The organism is Ruegeria denitrificans (assembly GCF_001458295.1).
GTDB lineage: Bacteria > Pseudomonadota > Alphaproteobacteria > Rhodobacterales > Rhodobacteraceae > Ruegeria > Ruegeria denitrificans.
In genome coordinates this window covers 38756-61617 of sequence record NZ_CYUD01000001.1, presented here as the reverse complement: position 1 = coordinate 61617, position 22862 = coordinate 38756, and the positions used below count along the sequence as shown (strand labels likewise).

Genomic DNA, 22862 nt, shown 5'->3' with positions numbered 1-22862 from the left:
GATGACCTCCCCCAGACAGAGGGAGAGGCCGATAGCGGTTATGGCTGAGTATAGTCGGGCATAGGGATAAGTAATGGAAAACGCAGGATAAAGAGGAGAAGAGAAACTCAAACCTCTCACACCCGATCATCCAGTTTTCTCATCCCCCCAGAGAATCCAGATACGCTATCCTCTCGTTGAAGATACGCTGACGGACCCGATAGGCGTGGGAGCGAGGGAGATAACGCATGTCCATGTAATCATCGACCAAGCTGGGAGTTCTTCGTTCAACCTCATCTAGCCCCAGATAATTATTGGACAGGGCAACCGGGCAACCAAGAACACGCATGGCTGCAAGCGTCATGGTCGTCTTGAGCCGTTGTGCGTATGAGTAACCGATCAGGAAACTGTCGTGGATGCACAGGACAGGTATCCGCTGTCTGGTGAAGTGTCTGATCACCATTGAAGCCATCAAACTGTCCGTGTTCATCAGCGATATCCCACGGTCCGCGCAGAGGTCATCCTCAAGGAATGGGTGTTTCTTGATAGCAGCATCTAGTACCAACCGAAGCTCCGCATTCTTCATCGACTTGGCCACCGAGCCAACTGGAGAGGCGTCCCGGAACGCACTGTAAGCTGACCGCTCGTTCTTAGCATTAAGAGCCATGAGGATCAGCAGCTTCACCAACTTGCGCTGCTGCACGGTGTCCAAGTCAGGCAATAAATTATCACCCAACTCATAAGGATCACCTTCCAGCTTCACTTCTCTCTTTGCTGCCAGAACCGCAACATGAAGGGCTTGATAATCCACTTCGACAGTGGGTTCGTCATTGATGTGGATGCGCTTCCTTACCTCTGACCCGACCAATTGCCACCAGCCGCCATAGAAGCGGCCACCGCATGACCAGTCGTTGCGATTGAAGACACGGTGAACGAAGTTATCGAACCCACAGATGGGAACTCGGGTTATCTCGCCCGCGCGGACACCAGACTTAATCGGGCGCTCAATGAACGTGTCCTCCTGATCGGGTATGTCGATGAAGGTTCGCAGCAGCAGCCTGTTGTACTTCATCAGATCTGCTCTCATCTGCTCAGTCGCCGGAGTATCCTTGTATTCGATGCTTCTTTCTGACTTCTCGCTGGATCGCATGAGAATGCACTCCTTTCCCGGATGGGTCAGGATATGCTGTGGTCCGAACTTGGCTTCCCGAAACATCTGCCTAAGCGGTTCTGCCGCCCTAATCCGGGTGGTGCGGTTTGTGCTGGCTCCGGGACCGGCATAGCTGCCAGCCGCCAATGAGATGTAACCAACTTCATGCAAGCGATGTATTACCTTCGGTGCTAAGCGAGACAACCCGATCTTGTTATAGCGGGAGTCGGTGATCCAAGCTGTGTTGCTCATCGCTACGCCAATAGACAGCTCGGGGTCGGCATCCCAAGCCACATAAAGATCGAGCAATATAGCCCGTAGCTGCGTCAAACTGTTGGCCTTGGGTCTTACGCCACCCTTCTTTGGGCTGCTGCTTTCTGGTTCCCCATAACATCTTGCCCAGACCTGCTTGGTCAGATGAGTAACATTCGGGTGTTCTGAATATCGGTGAACATCTAGTAGTTTGGAGTAGTGCGGATTTGTGATCGGAAAAGCATCTAGGGTCTTTCCAGCGTATGTTTCTTCCATGAGTCAATTTGGTCCTCAATATATGCGACCACGCCCAGAGCGCACTGAGGCCCTGAAGACGTGATTAGCCGAGCGGAACCGAAGACGGCATCAAACCATCGACGAGATACAACTCGACTGTGGGTTATGTTGTGCTTTGAGATTTGGAGGCCCTTCCGGTGCCTCATAGCGGACCAAACCGCTATAGCGCCTCTAGACGCTGATCATGGTGCCCACGGGATGCGGGCGGTTAACAAGATTAATAAATGGGTATGACTATCTGCTTTGCAAGTTGACGGAGATAATTTTTTTTTTTTCTCGCTCCCACGCCTATCGGGTCCGTCAGCGTATCTTCAACGAGAGGATAGCGTATCTGGATTCTCTGGGGGGATGAGAAAACTGGATGATCGGGTGTGAGAGGTTTGAGTTTCTCTTCTCCTCTTTATCCTGCGTTTTCCATTACTTATCCCTATGCCCGACTATACTCAGCCATAACCGCTATCGGCCTCTCCCTCTGTCTGGGGGAGGTCATCGCTGACGTGCAGACAGCAAGACAGGCTAGCAAGACGTGTGTGATCTGAGCGGGGGCATAAACGGGGGCATTTTCCGTAGCAAACGGGTGCCACGGGTGTCTATGTCTCGATGTTCTGATGAACTGGCTGGGGTGGTAGGAATCCTTGTCGTCCGATGAAACCTATGAGCTTTTTCCAACGGTGACCGGAACTGGGGCAATTTCGGGGGCATTTCTAACAGTGAGCACGGGGCTTTTCTGACCGCTAGAGGGGCCGCTGACAGGACCACTGCGAGACCGCCAACCGACCGCTCACTGGCGCTGAGACGACCGCTGACGATCGATTCCGGGTGCTGAAGACTGGTCGCTGGTGCTGGCGGTTGGTGGGGCTGGTGGTGTTTTTCCACCTAGCCGGGCGATGCGAAGCACGTTACCAAGTCTCTATGATTGCTCCGATTTTCTTGCTTTTGGCTTCTAGTATCGCCGTAGTGGCAACCCTGTTCGTTCCCGACTGGTCGGACTTCCTAATGGTTACCGCACCCTGTCTTCTGGCGAGCGTCGTTCTTCTCATCTGCGCTATCGCAAGGCGCGCCAAGCATTGGAAAGCGTCGAGTACGCGATGGATCATCGTGGATGGGTCAAACGTCATGCACTGGTGTGACGGCTCTCCTCAGATTGAAACGGTCAAGGAAACAGTCAATCAGATATCGGGGCTAGGTTACACGCCCGGGGTCGTGTTTGACGCCAACGCTGGCTACCTCCTGTCCGGGCGGTACCAGCATAACGGAGCTTTCGCCAAGTTCCTGGGAATACCGGAAGAGCGCGTGATGGTGGTTCCGAAGGGCACTCCGGCGGACCCGGCAATCCTAGCCGCCGCGCGTGACCTAGGCGCTCAGATCGTGACGAACGACCGCTTCCGTGACTGGGCAGACCAGTATCCCGAAGTCCACCGGCCTGGATACCTGATCCGTGGCGGGTACAGGTCCGGTGAGTTATGGCTGGATGTTCCAGACCCTGCCGGATCAGTGAATAAAACTTGAGGGAAATAGGAGCCCATTTGATGTTTAGAACCGTCGCCATCGTCTGCCTGACACTTGTTGCTCAAATCGGCTATGCACAAGAGGGAGTTCTTGCACGGTGCGGAGCCTCGAAGGGTACAGGTTATTTTTTCAAAGATGAACTGGTGAACCCCGACGGCCCTGAGTGGGCGGATGACGGTATCAGCAAAGGAAAGATCGTCTTGGTGAAACTAGGCGACGAATGGGACATCCAGTTTGATGACACCGCAGGCTCTTACGGATACCGAGAAGATGGAGCCACAGTCTTTCCAGTGGGAAGTTCAGGAAGCAAACTCACGATCGCTGCAATGCATCCCAATTACTCCGACATCTATACGTTTAATTTCGCTGAAGGTGAGGTTCTTTGGACATCTCATAAAATCGGCACAGCGACTACCAAAGTTGCCATATACAGGGCCGAGTGCGCGCGCTAGCGAGGACGAAGGAAGCGTGTGCACTGGGGCAGTTTCCCTCCGCCAGAGTGACTGTCGACCACCGCTTCCTACTGCCAAAGACCCGCTGGCTAGGGCTGACGAGCTCTATCGGGCTGCTGACGAGGGCTGGCTCTGGTGGGGGGCACCTTACGTGGCGACAGGGTTTCCGGACAAGCTGTTAACATCGCTCTTCTCAACGCCCTTGTTGAGCAGCAAGTAAGCATATCCGCCGACGATAACTAAAGAAACCAGCCCAGCTGCGATAGCGACTTCTCGTGCTATTGGAATGCCAAAGATCATCACCAACGCACCATTCGAAACCCCCACATTCACGGCAAGTGCCTCAATCACCGGAAGGCCCGCTACTTTTGCAATCAGTGTGCCATTCATTGCACCTGCAGTGGATCCAACCGCTGAGAACGCGGAAACAAGTCCGGGACTGACAACTGCAGCGGTCTCAGAAACGATTATTATAGCCCCACTCGCGGTTTTCATGGCCAAGTAAGTCGAGGTCGTTGCCGTGCCCAGAACAGCGCCTGCGAAACCGCCTGCGGCAGCTCCAGCAACGCCAACGACGCCTGTCGCAATAGCAGCTGCGCTACCTGAGACGATAAGTGCACCACTATAGGCACCCGCAGCCAATGCTGCTCCGGCTCCAACGACAGTTGCTCCGGCAATCTTCGCGCCGATTAAGGCGTCTCGATGGTCTATTACTCCATCATTATTGGCATCAAAAGCCGATTTTGGAGGTATTGCCTTACTTCCTATTTTCTTCGCGGCGCGGACGAAGTCCTTGTAATCTACTTTTCCGTCACCGTTGACATCCATCGACTGTTTAGACGGAGTCAGAGCGTTAAGTGTTTTCTTGATAACCATACCCAAATTCCAACTTGATACTAACCATCCCTCACCTTAGCAGCTTAAGGCTTTAAAATTCGACACTTTTTTGACAAAAAAATCTAAGCATACGCCCCCCGGCAACCCGCTAAGGGCCGCCGAGGGTTAGTTTTCAGGGTGGTCTTCGGTTAACGACATAGTCTGCCAACCACTGCCAGTAGGCTTCAGCGTCACGGAACCCTTGAGCCTGAGCCGCCAGATTCTCCGCCGCTTTACGGGTGCAACCGCCATCGAACTCGGCGATAGCAGCCCGTTCCTCAAACGCATCAATGTCTGGGAAACTCATGAGGCAACCGTCCCTAGCGGGAGTCTTATCTGGTCAACGATGGACCGGCGTTGCTCGTCACTGATGCCAGCTGAGTAGATGCCGTAGGTGATCCCGTTCTCTGACCGTGCCGATTGATGACCGACCAGAGATGCCGTGAAGTGCTCAGGAACACCCGTTCGCTCGCACTGGGTGATGAACCACTTGCGGGTCGAGTGAAACACCAGTCCCGGTCGCTCCAGACTCAGCCGCCGTCTCAGTCTCGCAAACCCCTTGGTGACGTGCGCCACGGTCAGGTCAGGGAACAGAGGGCCATGGCTAGGCAGTTGCCGGAAGGTCTCATCCAGCACCGGGTGAACCGGCACCAGTCTCTCCGCCGCGTCAGTCTTCAGCAGTCTCAGTTGGTTAGGTTGGACATGAACGAAGCAACCGAGGTTGCCCTTGGTCACGAGGTCTTCCCGAAGCAGCCCAACCGCTTCCCCCGCTCGCATTCCTGATAGCAAACAGGTCAGCAGAACTGGATGCAGTTCCCGGTCTTTGGCTCTCAGCAGCCGCACGACTTCATCGTCAGTCGGGACGGCATAGGGTTGAGGGCGCACCTTTCGATCGAAGAGAACAGTTCGGAAAGGATTAACCTCCAGATGCCCCTCATAGACCACCCAGTCGAGGAAGTGATTGACCTGAGACCAGATACGCCGCTGGGTTCTGGCCGTTATGGTCAACGACCCACGAGACGAGAACTCGACTAACTGGTCCAGGGCCAGCCCACGTGTCCGCTCCGACTTGCCGATCATTGGGGACAGTTGGGCTATTGCCGTCAGGAACTCTCGTCCGTCTGCTCTGGTCAGCCCGCAAACCGGTTGGTTACCAAATCGACTAGTGAATAACCCGATAGAGTATCGGACCGATTTGAACCCGCTGGGTCGCAGTTCATTACTGCGCTTATTCAGATAGGCGCGGCTCAGGTCACGAACCGGTACCTTCACGGGCGCTGATGGTCTGATGAACTTAGACCGCTCCATATTGCATCCAGAGTCCTCCAGAGTGGCCCGGAGACGGACGAGAGACGACTCCGGCTGGTCAACCCAATCAGGAACGTCAGCGGTTCTCTCCGGTGCAGACAGGGCTTCTTCTGCCTGCGACCGAACTTGTTCCACCAGTGTTTCGAACCGGGCATTGACTTCAGCGGCTCGGACACGGGCAGTGTTGCGATCTCCGGTTTTGAGGCTTTGCTTCAACGCCTGAGCGCCCAGCGCGAGAGCCACGTCAACGGGATAGTTGCGTCTGAACAACCACGTATGGCCCTTCAGATAGGCATAGCGAATGTGAGCAGACATGGTCTTCTCCTTTCAGATTTGGAATGTGGGTTGGGATCAGTTGGTTGAGACGAGCCTGACGATCATCTCGAGGGCCGGTTCGCCGTAGGAACCAGCCAGAGGGCCGGTGATGGCAAAGCCGGTCACGCAGTCTTCGAACACCTCTTCCACGCGGAACAGATGCTCAGGAACGTCATCAAAGGCGCGGACGACCACGACGTCACCGGGGTTCAGTTTCAGCTCAGCCATCGTCGGACCTCCACGTCCAGAGGACCGCCAGCAGAACCAGCGCCGAGACAGCGGGGTGAGACCGAGAGACCACCCAGAGCATCGTCGTCAGGACGGCCTTGGGCGGTGGGTGCAAAAGAAAACCCCCGACGAGAACGCCGAGGGCAGACAGGTACTTCATGGATCAAACTCCTGCAGTTGCTTCTTTATTTAGATGCAGGAGGGTCCTCGGTTTTGATGGGAGCGGAGTGAGTGATACCCGCTGGCTTGTTTGCGAGTGACACCTGCGTTAGCCTGAGTCTCCCATGGCGAATACTGGGTGAGGCCAGAGCAGGTCTATTGCACAGGGTTGAGTTGTTAACGATTTCGCGGGGTAAGAAAATGGCCGATACTGCATGCAACTATCAACGGATTGTTTCGGTTGAGGAAGTCAGATGCGCCCTTGAAGAAGCGCAGTGCCAGCACTGTGGCATCACCACCAATGAGTTAATGTCACGCGGGGAGTTGCTCGAGATTTGCGGTGAGGAACTTTGCACCGACATTTCAACGGGCAAGAAAACGTTCATCACGATTGCCCTATGCCCAAGCTGTCATACGCAAGCCCATCAGGACGCCGAGAACAAGCATAACCCCTGCCAAGTAAAGGCCCGGTGGAGTCGAGAGGGCCTAGCGTAGCGGGTTATCGGGCGGGCGCCTATCACCTTGATTTCTTTGTTCCAAAGCAGGCGTTGATTGACGGTTGGTTGAATGACCGTTCTGCGGACATAGTTGCCATTCACCCTCGACCAATAACTCTCTTTTCGTCGCGGTCTCGCGTCTGACGTGCGCTTGACGACGCAACTTATATCAAACGATCATCGTCGAACCATTTTGCAGCGGCCCAAAGGATAACCCATGGAAGTATTTGGAAGTGATGCACAGCGGCGTATGTCGACCATGGGTGAGCATCTTATCCAGCTGTTGGGCGATGACCCTCGATTTTGTAGCCATGGACGCGGTATTCAAATTGCCAACGAGTACAGCGGGGCTTTGGATGATGCCGTTTCAATGGCCCGAATACTTGGCATCACGGCGATAGAAAGCATACCGCGTCAGGAGGTAACAAAGACGCGAGAAGTCATTGAAAGTCAGGGATTAAAAACTGACACAATCGCTTGTTATCTTGGTGGCCTGAAGTGCGTTGACATCGCTCGGAAAGTACTCGCAACACGGGCGCTGCCCGAGGATTTGACCGTACGTGTGATTGATCGCGACTCTCCGCCAGAATGGCTTCAAGCTTTCGCAGAAGTCGCGATGAGCCACGGTGTTCTGCCGCCAATAGGGCCAGTTATGCGCGGATTATCTCGCCCCGGATTTGCTATGGTCGTCGTTGATAGATCAGGTGCTCCAGTTGCAACTGCGGGTTCGGTTCTGTGTCATCCGCCCAGCAGTCGGTTGCATCGTCGCGCTCAATGGGGGCAACTCTCGACCAAACCTGACCGCATGGGTGAAGGTATTGCAAAAGTCTTGGGGGCCAAAGCTATGATACACTCTCATGAAAAGCTTGGCGCAACAGGGTTCAAGACAGGCATCGCTCCTGGCAACGCTGCCTCAGCACGGTTGTGCGAAAGACTTGGCTTGGAGGATAGCGGCAGCGACATAGTCGCGATCATCGACCCGAATGTATACTCGGAAGATCGGCTGACCAAGTGAGCCATTCGGAAATTTTTTCGCGTTATGTCAACGACACTCGCAAGAACCTGACTGAAACTTCTTAAAAAGCTAAGATAGGGCGAGTTCTAGTCTGCATTGGGCTAGTTGCAGCCGTTTGCCGGAGGTTACTCATACGTTTGCCGCGCAGACAAGCCCAAGAAACTTGGGTCAGTTCCAGTGCCAGACCAGAAATCTAATCCGTCAGACTAGGCCCGGTTGGCCTCAGTGAACAAACCCGGAGTCACAAAATGTCAAAGTCCAGTCAGATAAAAAAAATTCAAACACAGGGAGTACACCACATCACTATCAACGGCGCCGACCGCCAGACCTCGATTGATTTCTGGGAAGGTGTTCTGGGGATGCCTTTCATCTTTGAACAGCCAAACCTCGACAACCCTAACGAGGGGCATCTGTACTTCGACCCCGGCGATGGCCGCCTTATCACGATTTTCACTAACGAAGACCTGAAACCGGATGCGACCCCAGTACCTGAGGCTGTTGGCTCTTTGCATCATCTCGCGCTCAATGTGAGCCAAGCCACATTCTGGCAGATTGCAGCGCGCTTGGATGTTCGTGGTGTTGATCACTCCGGACCTGTCGACCGAGGCTTCATGGATTCAATTTACTTCCGTGATCCCTTGGGGCTCCGGCTCGAGCTCGCAAGCTATAGGTTCGAACCACCTGAGGGTTGCCGCCACGCTGAGGTGATGATCGAGGCGCACAAGATTCGTGTTGCTCGCGGTGATCATCATATCGATCGGGAACACCTAGCGGACGCAATCGAATTGCTGGTAGAACTCAAGCAAAATTCGCTGTCCGAGGACAGATCCTCTCGAAATGCATACTAAAGATTGGCCCAATTCTGTTTATCATCTTGTCAGTTCGTACAATCTACGACTGTCGTGGAGTATTGAGGCGGCCAAGTCCGCTTAGGGCTCAAAGCAGCTATTCGCAGCCGGTCGCTAAGATGACGTTCTGGGCGATCCAGGTCTTTTACTCCACGACGCGAAAAACCTCCCAATATGTTGAGCCGGAAACTATCACTTCCCCCATCTTTTTTCCCCAGTCGGCATGCATCTTGATCGAAGCGATTTTATTGAAAAACGCATCCAGTTCGGCGAGATTATCGATCTCGAATTCGTCTTGAATTATTGCTTCCTTAGCGCCAACCGAACCGGTAACGATCCGGCTTTTCGACATATCAATATCTGTCTGCGAGCCGATCTGCTCGGCCCATTCTTTGTGAAGCGCCAACGTCTCTGATTTCATTCCGAACTTGGCCTCGCAGGTCCAGCGCGCGATCATCATGAGCTGTTCCTTCCTATACGTGAAAAATGTTCCGACCTGCTCCGTCAGCAACAACCAAGATGACCAGGCAGGCCTTATCTAATTCAGTACCTTCGATCTAAGGAGCAATGTTCTGGTTGATGCGGAACAGATTGTCCGGATCGTACTGACGCTTCAGTTTGAGAAGCCGCTCATAGTTGCCGCCGAAATTTTCCTGCGCGCGCCCGGCATCATCGTCATCCATGAAATTGATATACCCGCCAGGCTCGGAGTGCGGCGCTATCGCATCTGAGTAGTCACGCACCCACTTGGTATGCGCTGCGTCGTCCGCCGGATCGTCAGATGCGGCCAGAACAACCATCGAAAAATTGGCATCCCGATGCCCGAATGCCGTTGCGTCCGCGTCCACGTCGTGACAGGCGCCGTCGATCGGGTAAAGATGCATGGTGGAACTGACCGTCGGCGCGTTGGGCCCGTGCTGGACGTGGGCGGCGATTGCCTCATCGGTAAGTTCCTTGACGAAATTGCCCTTCCAGTACTGTCGGATACCCTTTGGAAATAGGCCGTCGAAGGCCGCGTTGATGGCTGGATAAGGCACAGGACCGACATGTTCAGCCTTGACCTCGGCGACTTCGTGAAATGCCTTGAACTGCTTTTCTCCTTCCGCCGGATCGCCGGACCAGCAGGCGACGATGGCGCAAAACATATCGCCGTGGCGATCTTCTGGGATGAAAGGCAGCGGCGGTGCTATCTGGAAAGCCGGAAAGGCTCCCATCTCGCGCGGTGCCGTCTTTATGTAATCTCGGTAGAACTTGAAGATCGTCTCGGTCTCTTCGATCTCGAAAAACATCGGGCCCCAGTAAACTGTGTCCACCGGCTGAAGCTTGTACTCGAGTGAGGTACAGACACCGAAATTGCCGCCACCGCCACGGATCGCCCAAAAGAGATCGGCGTTTTTGTCTTCGCTGGCGATCAACATCTTGCCATCCGCTGTCACTACGTCCGCCGAAATAAGGTTGTCGAGCGAGAGACCATGCCCGCGCGACAGGTAACCGATCCCGCCACCAAGCGTGAGCCCAGCGATGCCAGTCGTCGATATTACGCCACCCGTCGTGGCAAGGCCAAACGCACTAGTAGCAGAGTTAAAATCGCCCCACGTTGCGCCACCCTCGGCGCGAACCGTCTTTGCGCCGGGATCGACACGGACGCTACGCATGTGCGACAGGTCAATGACGACGCCTCCGTCATTCGTGCCAAAGCCTGGGCCGCTATGCCCGCCGCCACGAACCGAAAGGTCGTGCCCATTGTCACGCGCGTAGTTGACGACCGTCATCACGTCCCCGGCATTGGCGGTCCGCACGATTGCGGCGGGCCTTTTGTCGATCATCCCGTTGTGGACTTTACGCGAGTCTTCATAGCTGGCGTCATCTTCAGTTATGACTTCCCCGCGTAAATAGTCACGGAGTTCACTTAATGTCTTGGCTGTCATAATCTTCCCCCGTCGTTTCAAGTTCGCCCGCCTAATAGACGGTTTCCCTCAGAGCCGATCAGTGGACCTGGGCGCACGAAATAAAGGCCGATCGCAAAGAAAGCACTGGTCGGTTTATGAACTGCGGTCTTTCGGCAGGCTAACATAGCTTAAGAAATAAGCCTAATCTGACGTGTATTGGGCTCAGAAAGCAGTTCACTCAATGGAAAACGGCAACGGGCTCGATACATTCAATCGCGATTATTGGCAGGCAATTGCCAATCTTGATAGCTTCAACGGGTGATCACCGACAGGAATTGCATATGACCCGCCGACTTGCCGCTATACTTGTCGCCGACATGGTCGGTTACTCCCGGCTCATGGCGGCCGACGAGGAGGGTACACTTTCTCGACTTAAAGACCTGCGACGGGATATTATCGACCCGAGCATCCAAGGTGCTAATGGGCGGATCGTTAAACTTACCGGAGATGGCCTGCTCGCACTATTTGATTCTGTCGTCGCAGCCGTTGAGGCCGCGGCCGCCCTCCAGAAAGCACTCTCCGCAGCCGAAGCCGCGAACCCAGCCCATTGCCGGATCAGCTTCCGCATCGGACTACATCTTGGCGACGTAATTTTGGACGAGGGCGATATCTACGGTGAAGGGGTCAACCTTGCGGCCCGGCTCGAAAGCATGGCCAGGCCGGGCGGCGTCCTAATATCTGACGACGCCTATCGGCAAGTCCGAGGCAAAACTAAAATTTCCTTCGTCGACCTCGGCGACCTCGCACTCAAAAACATTCCTGTGCCCATGCGCGTTTACAAGATGGAAATGGAAGACAACCCTGACGATACGATTATGTCGTTGCAACCGGCCGACAAACCCTCCGTCGCTGTCCTACCATTCCAGAACATGTCTAATGACCTGGAGCAGGAATATTTCTGCGATGGCGTCTCGGAAGATATCATCACGGAATTATCGCGCTTCCCAGAGCTTTTTGTTATCGCCCGCAACTCTTCTTTCTCGTTCAAAGGCCGCCCGGTCACTCATCACCAAGTCTCTCGTGAGTTAGGGGTACGCTACATGCTCGAGGGCAGCATTCGGCGCTCCGCCAACCGTGTTCGTATTACTGCTCAGCTAATTGACTGCACAAATGGAGCGCATGTCTGGGCCGAACGCTACGACCGCACACTTGAAAACATTTTCGCGCTGCAGGACGAAATTACACGCAACGTCGTCGGTGCCATCGCCCCTCAGATCTCTATGGCTGAAATCGGCCGAGTTTCCAATGCACAAAGCATCGACTTCAACTCGTATGACCTCTCGCTTCAGGCGATGGCAATATTTTATGCGGGTGGCTTCCACTCCCAGGAGAAATTCGACGAAGTTATCTTGATCTCCAATCGCGCTATCGATCTCGATCCGCGCAACGTCCAGGCCCATTGGATCAAGGCATATGCCTACCTAATGCGATACTTGTATCAGTTCGATGAGGATCCAGCCGAAACACTGAATTTGGCGGAGAAGAGCGTCGAGCCCCTATTCCGGGGCGGTCAGCTTGACCCACGTGCCCTTTCCGTCCGCGGCATGGTTCGTCACTTCCGCGGCGATTTCGATGGTGCCGAGGCTGATTTTAACTTGGGTTTCCAATTAAACCCGAACTTCGCCCGCAACATCTTCTTTCTGGCATGGCACGAGTCATTGGTGGGTCGAACCATTGAAGCGCGTAAGCACGCCCAACTCGCACTCCAGCTCTCACCACGCGACACGGATCTATGGGTCGGTGATGCTTACTTGTCGCTTGCTCAGGCAGCCTTTGCTGACGCGGATTTCGAGGACGCCATGCTATGGGGCGAGCGAGCCATCCAGATGACGCCCCGCGCTCCGATCCGCCGTGCGTTAATGATCGCCAGTGCCGCGCATCTCGATCGACCTGAAGTCGGTCGGCAACACGAGCAGGCGCTCGCAGATTTCGCCCCAGCCTTTCTCGGGAGTATCCTGTCCGGCGGCTTGGTCCTCTATCGCCTGCCCGAACACAATGCATTGTTAATCGACGGTCTGCGGAAAGCCGACCGGAAGCGCTAGAAAAAGCGGCGCATAAACGCAAATAGTCAAGCAAATTAGTGTCTGCTTCGAGCTCTCAGCAGTCATTCGCTGCACTAGGAATGAGCGTCCGCTCCGCCCCAGCCCCGCCAACCGCCAGCACCAGCGACCAGTCTTCAGCCCCCGGAACGTCTCGTCAGCGGTCGTCTCAGCGGCAGTGAACGGTCGATCTAGCGGTCAGAAATGCCCCCGAAGGGGTCAACTAGAGAGGGCAGGTCAGCCGTATTTGCGAAGTGCTTCTAGTTCCAAATCCAGCCGAAGTTGCTGCTCTGCGATTTCCTTCATTAGAGCTTTCCGGGCGGCTTCATCGGTTTCGGCTTTGAGCGCCTCGCGAAGGTCCGAAATCTTCTTCTTCAACTCCACCGCCAGCGGTTTTGCTTGGTTTTCTTTCAACAATCGATCAATCACCGCGTCCTTAGGGCGGGACAGAAACCCCAGCGGCTTGCCCGCGCCCGGAAGGTCCTTGAACTCATCCGACATATCAGCTGCTTTCATCGCCATTTCGATTGCAGGGTTCAAAGGGTGTGACATGAAACATTGCCTCATTGCTCTTCTGCACGGCATTTATGTCTTGTTTGCCGTTTTTTGATATCTCCGCGGCAAAGTGCCCACCGCTTGCCTTGTTGGCGAACTCAGTCAGAGCCAAAATGGCTACTTTCCGGTATGAGTTTCCCGGACATTGATGCGTTTGAGGAGCGGGCTGCCATCGCCGAATACGATGGCGGATGCACCCGTAAAGCTGCGGAAGATCTGGCTGCTCGCGCTCAGGGGTTCCGGGACGCTGAAGCCTACTGGCAGTGGTTGGCCGACTATGTCGTCAACCGAAGACCACCCTGACAACCAACCCTCGGCGGCCCTTAGCGGGTTGCCGGGGGACGTATTCTTTGCTTTCTTTTTGCCGAAGTCGACGTTGGCATAATTAGGGCGAATGACCGAGTTGCGAACAGAACTGCCGTTCGCCCCTGGGTTCTTGGTCGCGAAACTGCCTGCGAAAACAAATGCAGACTGTGATATATTCCGGACCCATGGAGATCAAAAAAATCACCTTGCATTCGGATACTTCTGGGCAAGAATTCTCTTTGCGCGTCCTATACTTCCAATGCTCAGGGAGCGCCCCTTCTGTCTACATTCAGGCGGCGTTACATGCTCACGAGATGCCCGGGATGGTCGCTCTCGATCGTCTAATCCCGCGTCTTGTCAAGGCAGAGAGTGAGGGGCGATTGTCTGGAAACGTTACATTAGTTCCCCACGCCAATCCAATTGGACTAGCTCAGGGAGTGCACGGGGAAACACTTGGGCGCTTTGATCTCAACGGGAGGATCAACTTTAACCGATCCTTCCCAACCAAGATGGCTAAGGAACTGTCCGGCAGGCCTGCTGCGGAACGCTTAAAAGCAACCTTAATCGAAATCGCAGTAAACGCTGACGTCGTTCTAGACCTTCACTGCGATGACGAGGGGCCGGTATATCTTTACGTTTCCGAGCATCAACTTGGCGAAGGCCGCCGCCTCGCGCACGCGATGCAGGCCAGGGTCATCTTAACCGACGCCAGTGACGACCCCATTTCTTTCGATCTGGCGGTTGGGGGGCGATGGACCGCAGAGAACCGCGTAGAAGATACGCGTTTCGCGGCAACAATCGAATTGCGCGGAATGATGGATGTAACGCCTGATCTTGCCCAACAAGATTCCGATGGTCTTTACAGGTATCTTGTCGACCTCGGCACCATTGTCGATGTACTTCCTGACATTGATCCCGATGACCCGATTGTGGGCGACGTTGATTCTGCTGAGCTAATCCCATCGCCGGTGCCTGGTGCACTTCTTTACGACGTTAATGTGGGTGATTGGGTAAAAAAAGGACAGCGACTTGCGGTGGTCATGTCAGAGCCAGGAGAAAAAAATCAGGAGATACTTTCGCCTTTCGATGGACAGATCATGACGCGGCGGGACCGACGATTTGTCCGCCGGGGCGATGATGTCATAAAGGTTCTGCGACATCCACTGCCCTAAACAGGGGAGGTATGCTCAATGACAAAACCCCAGAATGCTTCGGGCGGATGCCTTTGCGGCAATGTCCGCTATCGGACTGACGGACCGTTATATGATCTGCACTATTGCCATTGCAGGACGTGTCAGAAGGCGAGCGGCGCGCCAGCAATTGCGGGTGCTTTTCTTTCACGAGATGCGCTGCACTTTATAGACGGAGAGCCAAAGGTATTCAGATCATCCCCAATAGTTGAGCGGGGCTTTTGCGGCGATTGCGGCACCTATCTACTCTACCGCCCTCTCATCGAAGAATGGTCCGATTGGCTCATCATAACGATCGCGAGCCTTGATAATCCTGAGAACTATGCGCCCAAGCGCCACTATGGGATCGAAAGCCAAATACCTTGGTTTGATATTAGGGATAACTTTCCGAGAGAGAGGTACGAAGACGGCTTCATCGACATTCTGGCAAAAGGTAGTCAGGAAGAGCGCAAGGCCATTCTGGATCGGTTTGGGCAGAACTGACTTGAAAAAATCAGGCTCATAGAACCACCCGCTTAGGGCTCACAAAGCCGTCATCACCCAGTGCCAGCCGTACGTCCCCCCCACCACCAATCAGCGGGTCGTCAGCCAGTCGTCAGCGCCAGTAAGCGGCTTCTCCAGCGGTTGAGAATGCCCCCGTGCTCACTAGCGTTCCACCCGACGCAGAGCTTATCTGACCCTCACTAAGTTCGGACCCTAAATGCCCCCGAAACCGCCCCAGTTTCTCGGGCTTCGCTAAAAAGGCGATAACAATCATCGGTCGGCAAGGATTCCTACCACCCCAGCCATGATTTTCCCTAAAATCACACACTGAATATTTGGCCACCTATTACCGCGTGTTTTCAGCAGGTTATCATCCGGCTATTCCAGCTGAGACCTGAGTTTATGAGCAACAATGGTCGATTTCGGACCGCAGTCTCCGTTCGCGATTCCGGCGGTACGAGTTTGGTAACTTTGGGAGAGTCTGCAGATCAGAGCGCAGCGAACTGTTCGTGCTGATCTGACCAGATAGCAGGGAAGCCGGACTTGATCAGGTAATCCGTGGTCAGACCGTCAGGTTGTTCGCCTGCAGCGATGGCCTCCAGGACGTCAGGCGCCAGCGTGGCCAGATCGACCACATCCTGAACTCGTCGTTTGGAAGTGCCCTCTGTCTCCGCAATTTCTGAGAACGTTCTGCCATCAATAATCATCGCCAACAAGGTCGTCGCTGCCGCGATGGAGCAGGCACAGGAACTGACCCATTGCACCACCATGTTCTACCATCCGGTACCCGCGCATTTTGCCGAAGAACTGGCCGCTACCATGCCGAACCCGAACGGCGACATAGAATGGGTGGTGCATTTCACCAATTCGGGCTCCGAGGCTGTCGATCTCGCCATGACCATGGCCCGCAGCTATACCGGCAACCTTGACCTTCTGGCGCTACGGTCGGCCTATCACGGCCCTACGGCGGCTGCTCAGTCGATAACAGGCATCAGCGGCTGGCGCCATCCGGGAATGCCGGGCAACGTTGCTTTCGTCCCTGACCCGCATCAGTATCGTGGCATCTTCGGTGAGAATGCTGGAGCCGTACCTTATCTGGACGAGATCGACCGTACGATCCACTCGGCAACGACCGGACAGGTCGCTGGCATCTTCATCGAAAGTGTTCAGGGCTATGGCGGGATCGTCGAAATGCCCAAGGGCTATATGACCGGTGCTGCAGAACGCGTCCGGGCCAAAGGCGGGTTACTGATCGCGGACGAGGTTCAGGCCGGGTTCGGACGCACCGGCGATCACATGTGGGGGTTCGAGGCTGATGGCGTCATTCCCGACATCGTGGTCATGGCCAAAGGGATAGGCAACGGCTTTCCGCTGGGTGCAGTGGTTGCGCGCAAGGAAATCGCTGCACCAATGGCCGAGAAATTCATGTTCCACACCTATGGCGCCAATCCAACCTCCTGCGCTGCGGGGCGGGCTGTTCTGCAGGTAATCAAGGAAGACAAGGTGCGTGAAAACGCACGCGACGTTGGCGCCGCGCTGCTGAAGCATCTCCATGAACTGAAGGACAAATACCCGGTCATCGGCGATGTGCGTGGACGCGGGATGATGCTTGCCATCGAGATGGTCAAGGACCGCAAAACCAAAAAACCCGACCCGCAAACCACAGCCGCTGTCTTTGAGGCTACGCGAGAAAGCGGAATCATTCTTTCGAAATCGGGCGCATATCAATCCTGCTTGCGCATGGTGCCACCTATGTGTCTGTCAATGGACGATGTGGAACATGTGGCCGAAGGGCTGCATCGCGCATTTGCTTTAGCGACAAATTAGGTGGGGGTTGATTCAAAAACGAAGTGCAAATTCTGTATCAAAACAGAGTGTTGCATGGAGGATGTTGAATGGGAAGCTGTTGCCCTCAGCTGAGTTTGGAGGGTCGTCGTTAGACTGTCAACTGGTGACAAGCCTAAAAGGCGTTGTCGGAGATTGCGGATCGCCTGAATCGCGCTCCATCGACGGCCAATTCCAATCCAATATTGGCTCCTATTCGCAGTATCGGTATTTGCAAAATTGGAGCGTATCTGGGATTTCACAATGGGCTGCAAGCCCCTGTGCTACAAACTCAAAATCGGCAAGATTTTCATTGCTCTACTGTTCCGCTGTTGGTCAAATGTTGAGCCATGCCGCGCACATTGCTCGGTCCCCAGGCATCGTATTGCTGCCAGTGGCTTCGGTCCGGGTAGGTGAGCTCTTCAACCAGTTGGTTCGGTGACTTCCCAGCTTGCAACCCTTTCAAGACATCTGCGCGCAGCTCTTCCATATAGAGCCTAACGTTTGTCAGATCGTCATGATTGCCCACACGGCCGTGACCCGGCACGAAGATATCGAAATCCAGCGCTTCGGCGGTGAGTATCTGCTGATACCAACCCTCTACATTGTCGCCGCCCAGGCTGGTGTAGAACATGCGTTCGGGTGCAGCGATATCGACAAGAAAGACAACATTCTCGGGGCGCACGACCGTTGCGATCATGTCTTCTTCGTCTCCGGGCCCAAGATAGGTCAGTTCGATCGTGTTCTCGCCCAATTGAAAGCTATGCTCCTGATCGAACTGAACATCGAGACTAACGCCTCCCAGTGATGCCGGAGCATTCGAATGGGCAATGGCTTGGACATCGCCATAAACATCACCGGCTGTGTCGCAAACTTTTGAAGGGGTTATAGTTGACCTTCCAGCGCAGGAATCCCATCATCACCTCGGCGAAGATGCCCTTGTCGCTCCACCGCTGCCAACGATTGTAAAGCGTCTTGTGCGGCCCGTATGCCGCTGGGGCGTCGCGCCACCGTAGGTCATTGCGATTGATGAAAATAATACCGCTCAACACGCGCCTATCGTCAACGCGAGGTTTGCCGTGCGACTTTGGGAAGAAGGGCTCAAGATGTGCCATTTGCGCATCCGTTAGCCAGAAAAGATCAGACATGTTCACCGCTCGTTTTTCGAACCGTGAATCACGCGGCCAAGCAGAAATCAATGTGTCCTGAGCCTAGCTCGCCAACTGCAAACCCGTCAAATGACAGAAAAGCAGACGTCTCGAAGCGTTGTGGCCAGTTCTCCCATATAGGCATCATCGTAACCCGAGTCATTCTCAAGCACACTTAAGAATGCACAGCTGGTGCCGCTGACCATATCCACCATGAGGAACTGCCCTCCATAGCCAGCATGACCGATCAATCGACCGTCGGTCATGATCTGGTTTGAGTACTTGAGCCAATTCTTGGGTGGTGTCATCGCTGGCGCGTGGCGGATCAGAGTTTCTTGCAGGAAACTGGTGTTGGCCATAGTTCGACCGTACAGGTCGCGGCCTTCCCGCGCCAATAGCAACCCGAACCGCGCGAGGTCGCGCACGCATAGGCAACCGCCACCGGAAAATGCAGGGTACCCGTCCTTGCTGAGGCTGATGTGAAAAGCGCCCTCGTATCCTGAGGCATCAACAATCTCTTCGATTTGTTCAGCCAGTGGAATGGGCGAAACTTTGGCCGCTATCAGGGTCAGGACATCCGTGTTCGCGGATTTATAATCGGCTTGTCGCACCCCCGAGTTTGCCCTGAAACCGGTGATCGAGGCGGCGAACTCTGCGAGTGTGGTTTCCGCTTCGTCTGCGTCAGGCAACCGCCATCCCAGTGCAACTTCCTCGGCGTAGCAATCGGCCTTCGGGTCAGCATAATCTTCTGTGAAGTCGTTATCGACACTCATGTCGAGCAGCGATTGCACTGTTGCCTTGGCATAGCCGCTGCCCATATCCGGCAGATAGTCACAGACCTGCGCGTCCAGCGATAGATGCCCCTGCCCGAGCAAACGCCCGATGATTATGTGGATGTGTAGCTTCGTCACCGACTGTATAGAATGCGGCGCTAAGGCCGAAAAATCATTTGCGGCCTTTTCCAGGATGATCTGGTCATCCTTCAAGCAACAGAACGCTGAGAATGCCGGATGGGCAAGCATCTCTGCCAGTTCAGGCACACGGGCGCAAAGATTCTGTTCTGCAGATTCCAGTTCCAAAACCTCTCTGGACCGCACCATGAGACAACGGCGGAACAGCCGATGTGCGTTGTGGAACCCATGGCGGCGAAATTCCGGCTGGTTCCAGCGCTGCTTGTTGTCGTCTCCGACAGTCAGATCAGGATTGGGTATGATTCTATGCCTGCTCATGACCGGGGCACCTGGATCAGGGCATCAACGGCGACGATGTGATCTGGGTAGACAAACATCGGGTTGATCTCGATCTCTGCGACCTCGCCGCGCGCCTTTAGGAATTCAGTGCACAACCGGTGTAGCGCATCCGCAATTCGCGGAATGTCCGCCTGTCGACTGCCCCGGTACCCCTCTAACAAGCGAGCTACACGGAGCGAACACAATGCGCGCTCGATCTCGTCTTTTGAGGCAGGCAACAACACAGTGCGCGCATCTCGGACCAATTCGGTCAAAACACCGCCGCTACCGATGACCAAACTGGGACCAAATTGCGGATCAGCACGCAGCGTGACGATCAGCTCTGCAAGTGGCTTGGGCGACATGACTTCGATCAGGAAGCGATCCGTCACCGCCGCGCGGTCATACGCCGCAACCGTTGCCGTCATTGCCTTGATCGCCGAAGACAGCCCCTCTGCATCCTTGATCCCCAAAGCGACCGCGCCCGCTTCGGTCTTGTGAGGCAAGCTTGGTGACATCATTTTCAGCGCGACCGGGTAGCCGATATCTTGCGCAACGCCAGCTGCCTCGGCCGCGTTGCAGACATGTCCGTTTGGCACAGCAACAGCCATTTGCCTGAGCCAGGATTTACCTTTGTCTTCGGTCAATACCATTGGGTTTGGGATAGTTGCACCGGGTCGCAAGGCGGCGAGCCGGTCAACCCTTGTCCGTGCCCTTGTTTCGGACCACCAAATAGCATCACGCATGGCATTCAACGTCTCGTGAATACCCTGCATAGGCGCAACCCCCAGTTCAATGAGATGTCTGCGGGTCCCACGATCAAGATTTTCAGGCAAGGTTGAGCAGATCGCGGCCGGTACAGAGTGTTCTTGAGCGGCCTGCGCGAAAGCTGCAGCATCGTTCTGGTAGTAGATCTTAGACGCGTCCAACCCTTCTGCCGGGTAGTCCTGCACCAGAACGGCTAGATCTGCATGAAGTGCCGAAATCGCTGTGGCAAAGACTGGATATGTCTTCTCGCCGTGCCCCCAGATCGGGGTCGTATAGTCCAGTGGGTTGGATACCGTGGCGATGTCGGGAAGCAGGCTCGTTAATGTATTCTGGCCGTCGGGCCCAATGGTGGGAAAATTGAGCCCAATCTTTTCTGCATGATCGGCCAGCATCGTCGCCCCACCGCCTGAACAGGTAAACCCAGCGATCCGCGCACCCTTGGGAGGGCCCGCCACGCAGAAATACTTCAACGATTCGAGAAATTGGGAGGGACTGGTGACGCTGATCACCCCAATTCGATCAAACAGCGCCTGATAGAGCTCGTTCGAACCCGAAAGCGACCCGGTATGGCTGAACGTGAGCGTCGCTCCGATGGAGGAACTGCCGGTCTTCAGTGCAACCACCGGGACCCCCTGATCCAGGGCTTTCAGCGCGGCGCGTTCAAAAGCAGCAATATCGCGCAACCCTTCGATGTGCAATCCAATGGCGCGCACAGCCGGGTCTTCAGCAAAGGTATCCAGGAATTCCTCAATCCCCAAGACCGCCTGATTGCCGGCAGAAACCATATACGCCATTGGCAACGAACGCGCGCTCATTGTGATGTCAGATGAGAACATACCGGACTGGGTAACGATCGCTGCACCGTATCCCGGCGACCAGCCGCCATGTTCAAATGACCAAAGAGCGGCATTGTCGATATAGTTGATCATGCCATAACAGTTTGGACCGATCAGAGCCAAATCCCCTGCGGCTTCGATCAGATCTCGTTCTGATTGTGTGTCGCCAGTTTCCTTGAAACCCGCGGAAAAACAAACGACGCCACCTGCACCCATCTGCTCCAATTCTCTCAGGGCATCGGTAACCCCGGCGGCAGGGATGGCGAGATAGACCGCATCAGGTGGTTCCGGCAGATTCGCGATGCGAGGAACGCAGGTCACGCCATCCAGATCGGCGCGTTTGGGATTAACGGCCCACATTTGCCCGTGAAATCCACGCCGACGCGCTTCGCGCACGGCAATAGTCGCATCGCGTCCGCCAATAAATGCGATATGGCGCGGCTTTAAAAGACGCTCGAGGTTTTCGCGCCGCGCCGGTGTCATGCGCCAAGAGGCCTCAGGATGGACCTGGTGATGATATGGCGCTGGATTTCGCTGGTGCCGTCCCAAATCCGCTCCAATCGGCTATCGCGCCAAAACCTTTGGATCGGCATTTCCTCCATCAGTCCCATACCACCAAATATCTGCACGGCATCATCGGCAATCTTGTTGAGCATCTCTGAGCAATAAACCTTGACCATTGCCGCATCTGCATCACCCATGACACCCGCTTCGGCGCGCGCAACGGCGTCTTGCACCATCAGATCGGCCGCGCGCAAAGTCATTGCACCGTCTGCCAGACGGAAGCCGGTGGCCTGAAACGTACCGATCGGTTTGCCGAATTGCTTGCGCGTTGCGGCCCAGTCGGTCGCCAGGTCGAGGATGCGCTCGGCCTTTCCGCAGCAGGTCGTGCCGACCCAGATGCGCCCCATGCCGAGCCACTTTCCCGACAGCTCGAGCCCGCGACCCTCTTCGCCCAGGATCTGGTCTGGACCAAGGCGCACATTGTCGAAACTCAACTCAAAAGTCTTGTAACCGCGATAGCTGACGCAATGCGTCCCTTCGCGGCAGTCGAACCCCGGAAGGCCCACATCGACCAGAAAAGCCGTCACCCGTTTGCGTGGGCCGTGTGGTGTTTCATCTGTACCAGTTGCCGCAAAGACAATCGCGAAATCCGGCATGCAGGGACCGGAGATAAAGTGCTTGGATCCATTCAGGATCCAGTCGTCCCCATCGCGTATCGCATTGGTTTTCATCCCCATGACATCCGAACCTGCGTCAGGCTCTGTCAGGGCAAAGAGCTCACGCTTTTCACCGCGCACGGCAGGATACAAGTATCGCTCGCGCTGATCCCCTTCGCAGGCCATCAGCAATTCCGTGGGGCGTGCCGCCCAGCTTTGTAGCGCATGGCTTGTGCGGCCGTATTCCCGCTCGATCAGCGACATCGGCCCATATCCCAGCCCTCCGCCGCCGACCTCTTCGGGCAGGTTGCAGGCGAAGAGGCCCAATTCATGCGACTTCGCCTCGATCTGGCGGCCGATCTCCTCGGGCACATAGCCTAGGCGATCCACCTTTTCTTCATGCGGATACATCTCTGTTTCGACAAATCGGCGAACCGTTTTGACCAGCAGGTCTGTTTCGTGACTGGTTTCCAGATTCATGGCAGCCTCA

22 protein-coding genes and 1 pseudogene are annotated in these 22862 nt (G+C 55.1%); 9 read left to right on the top strand and 14 right to left on the bottom strand.

What is annotated here, in order from left to right:
- Positions 1-139: 139 nt before the first annotated feature.
- Positions 140-1657, bottom strand: coding sequence for a hypothetical protein (locus RUE5091_RS00285; protein WP_058279895.1), 1518 nt, complete (start codon positions 1655-1657; stop codon positions 140-142).
- 1017 nt (positions 1658-2674) lie between these two features.
- Here RUE5091_RS00285 and RUE5091_RS00280 point away from each other — a divergent pair.
- Both RUE5091_RS00280 and RUE5091_RS00275 read left to right on the top strand, forming a co-directional pair.
- A complete protein-coding gene (locus RUE5091_RS00280; RefSeq protein ID WP_243470686.1) occupies positions 2675-3187 on the top strand; it encodes an NYN domain-containing protein in 513 nt (170 codons plus the stop codon).
- 20 nt (positions 3188-3207) lie between these two features.
- Positions 3208-3639 (top strand): hypothetical protein, encoded by a 432-nt coding sequence (locus RUE5091_RS00275; protein WP_058279893.1) that lies wholly within the window; start codon positions 3208-3210, stop codon positions 3637-3639.
- A 147-nt stretch (positions 3640-3786) separates the two neighbouring features.
- Here RUE5091_RS00275 and RUE5091_RS00270 read toward each other — a convergent pair whose 3' ends face one another.
- From RUE5091_RS00270 to RUE5091_RS00260, 4 genes are all read right to left on the bottom strand, one after another.
- A complete protein-coding gene (locus tag RUE5091_RS00270; RefSeq protein ID WP_058279892.1) occupies positions 3787-4515 on the bottom strand; it encodes a dockerin type I domain-containing protein in 729 nt (242 codons plus the stop codon).
- Between the two features lie 133 nt (positions 4516-4648).
- Positions 4649-4822, bottom strand: coding sequence for a hypothetical protein (locus tag RUE5091_RS23165; RefSeq protein ID WP_165590726.1), 174 nt, complete (start codon positions 4820-4822; stop codon positions 4649-4651).
- Positions 4819-6138 (bottom strand): DUF6538 domain-containing protein, encoded by a 1320-nt coding sequence (locus RUE5091_RS00265; RefSeq protein ID WP_058279891.1) that lies wholly within the window; start codon positions 6136-6138, stop codon positions 4819-4821. The genes RUE5091_RS23165 and RUE5091_RS00265 overlap by 4 nt, the downstream gene beginning before the upstream one ends.
- 36 nt (positions 6139-6174) lie before the next feature.
- The gene (locus RUE5091_RS00260) at positions 6175-6366 is read right to left on the bottom strand and encodes a hypothetical protein (RefSeq protein ID WP_058279890.1); all 192 of its coding nucleotides are present in this window, start codon (positions 6364-6366) and stop codon (positions 6175-6177) included.
- Positions 6367-7239: 873 nt separating this feature from the next.
- Here RUE5091_RS00260 and RUE5091_RS00250 point away from each other — a divergent pair.
- Together RUE5091_RS00250 and RUE5091_RS00245 are read left to right on the top strand one after the other, a co-directional pair.
- Positions 7240-8037, top strand: coding sequence for a GNAT family N-acetyltransferase (locus tag RUE5091_RS00250; RefSeq protein ID WP_058279888.1), 798 nt, complete (start codon positions 7240-7242; stop codon positions 8035-8037).
- A gap of 266 nt (positions 8038-8303) precedes the next feature.
- Positions 8304-8885, top strand: coding sequence for a VOC family protein (locus RUE5091_RS00245; protein ID WP_058280328.1), 582 nt, complete (start codon positions 8304-8306; stop codon positions 8883-8885).
- A 145-nt stretch (positions 8886-9030) separates the two neighbouring features.
- On the opposite strand, the gene RUE5091_RS00240 is transcribed toward RUE5091_RS00245, so the two are convergent.
- Complete coding sequence (locus tag RUE5091_RS00240) at positions 9031-9345, bottom strand: hypothetical protein (RefSeq protein WP_058279887.1); 315 nt, start codon at positions 9343-9345, stop codon at positions 9031-9033.
- 97 nt (positions 9346-9442) lie between these two features.
- The gene (locus tag RUE5091_RS00235; RefSeq protein ID WP_058279886.1) at positions 9443-10813 is read right to left on the bottom strand and encodes an FAD-binding oxidoreductase; all 1371 of its coding nucleotides are present in this window, start codon (positions 10811-10813) and stop codon (positions 9443-9445) included.
- 302 nt (positions 10814-11115) lie between these two features.
- On the opposite strand from RUE5091_RS00235, the gene RUE5091_RS00230 reads away from it, so the two are divergent.
- Complete coding sequence (locus RUE5091_RS00230) at positions 11116-12876, top strand: adenylate/guanylate cyclase domain-containing protein (protein WP_058279885.1); 1761 nt, start codon at positions 11116-11118, stop codon at positions 12874-12876.
- A 234-nt stretch (positions 12877-13110) separates the two neighbouring features.
- On the opposite strand, the gene RUE5091_RS00225 is transcribed toward RUE5091_RS00230, so the two are convergent.
- Positions 13111-13425 (bottom strand): DnaJ family domain-containing protein, encoded by a 315-nt coding sequence (locus RUE5091_RS00225; protein ID WP_058279884.1) that lies wholly within the window; start codon positions 13423-13425, stop codon positions 13111-13113.
- 132 nt (positions 13426-13557) lie between these two features.
- Here RUE5091_RS00225 and RUE5091_RS23160 point away from each other — a divergent pair, with 132 nt between their 5' ends.
- From RUE5091_RS23160 to RUE5091_RS00215, 3 genes are all read left to right on the top strand, one after another.
- Positions 13558-13731: a hypothetical protein gene (locus RUE5091_RS23160; protein ID WP_165590725.1), complete on the top strand. Its 174-nt coding sequence runs from the start codon at positions 13558-13560 to the stop codon at positions 13729-13731.
- A 188-nt stretch (positions 13732-13919) separates the two neighbouring features.
- Positions 13920-14906, top strand: a complete 987-nt coding sequence (locus RUE5091_RS00220; protein ID WP_058279883.1) for a succinylglutamate desuccinylase/aspartoacylase domain-containing protein — start codon at positions 13920-13922, stop codon at positions 14904-14906.
- 18 nt (positions 14907-14924) lie between these two features.
- A complete protein-coding gene (locus tag RUE5091_RS00215; RefSeq protein ID WP_058279882.1) occupies positions 14925-15407 on the top strand; it encodes a GFA family protein in 483 nt (160 codons plus the stop codon).
- A 488-nt stretch (positions 15408-15895) separates the two neighbouring features.
- Here RUE5091_RS00215 and RUE5091_RS23155 read toward each other — a convergent pair whose 3' ends face one another.
- Entirely contained in the window at positions 15896-16042 is a 147-nt protein-coding gene (locus RUE5091_RS23155) for a hypothetical protein (RefSeq protein ID WP_165590724.1), read from the bottom strand.
- Positions 16043-16064: 22 nt separating this feature from the next.
- Between RUE5091_RS23155 and RUE5091_RS00210 the strand changes: the two genes are divergently transcribed.
- The gene (locus tag RUE5091_RS00210; RefSeq protein WP_243470685.1) at positions 16065-17234 is read left to right on the top strand and encodes an aspartate aminotransferase family protein; all 1170 of its coding nucleotides are present in this window, start codon (positions 16065-16067) and stop codon (positions 17232-17234) included.
- Between the two features lie 307 nt (positions 17235-17541).
- On the opposite strand, the gene RUE5091_RS00205 is transcribed toward RUE5091_RS00210, so the two are convergent.
- The 5 genes and pseudogenes from RUE5091_RS00205 to RUE5091_RS00185 form a co-directional block, all read right to left on the bottom strand.
- On the bottom strand, positions 17542-17985 hold the full coding sequence (locus RUE5091_RS00205) for an MBL fold metallo-hydrolase (RefSeq protein ID WP_058279881.1): 444 nt from the start codon (positions 17983-17985) through the stop codon (positions 17542-17544).
- Positions 17986-18142: 157 nt separating this feature from the next.
- A pseudogene (locus tag RUE5091_RS00200) lies at positions 18143-18379 on the bottom strand (transposase); the annotation flags it as partial.
- An 86-nt stretch (positions 18380-18465) separates the two neighbouring features.
- The gene (locus tag RUE5091_RS00195; protein ID WP_058279880.1) at positions 18466-19608 is read right to left on the bottom strand and encodes a serine hydrolase domain-containing protein; all 1143 of its coding nucleotides are present in this window, start codon (positions 19606-19608) and stop codon (positions 18466-18468) included.
- Positions 19605-21695, bottom strand: coding sequence for an acetate--CoA ligase family protein (locus RUE5091_RS00190; RefSeq protein WP_058279879.1), 2091 nt, complete (start codon positions 21693-21695; stop codon positions 19605-19607). The genes RUE5091_RS00195 and RUE5091_RS00190 overlap by 4 nt, the downstream gene beginning before the upstream one ends.
- Entirely contained in the window at positions 21692-22852 is a 1161-nt protein-coding gene (locus tag RUE5091_RS00185; protein WP_058280326.1) for an acyl-CoA dehydrogenase family protein, read from the bottom strand. The genes RUE5091_RS00190 and RUE5091_RS00185 overlap by 4 nt, the downstream gene beginning before the upstream one ends.
- Positions 22853-22862 lie beyond the last annotated feature (10 nt).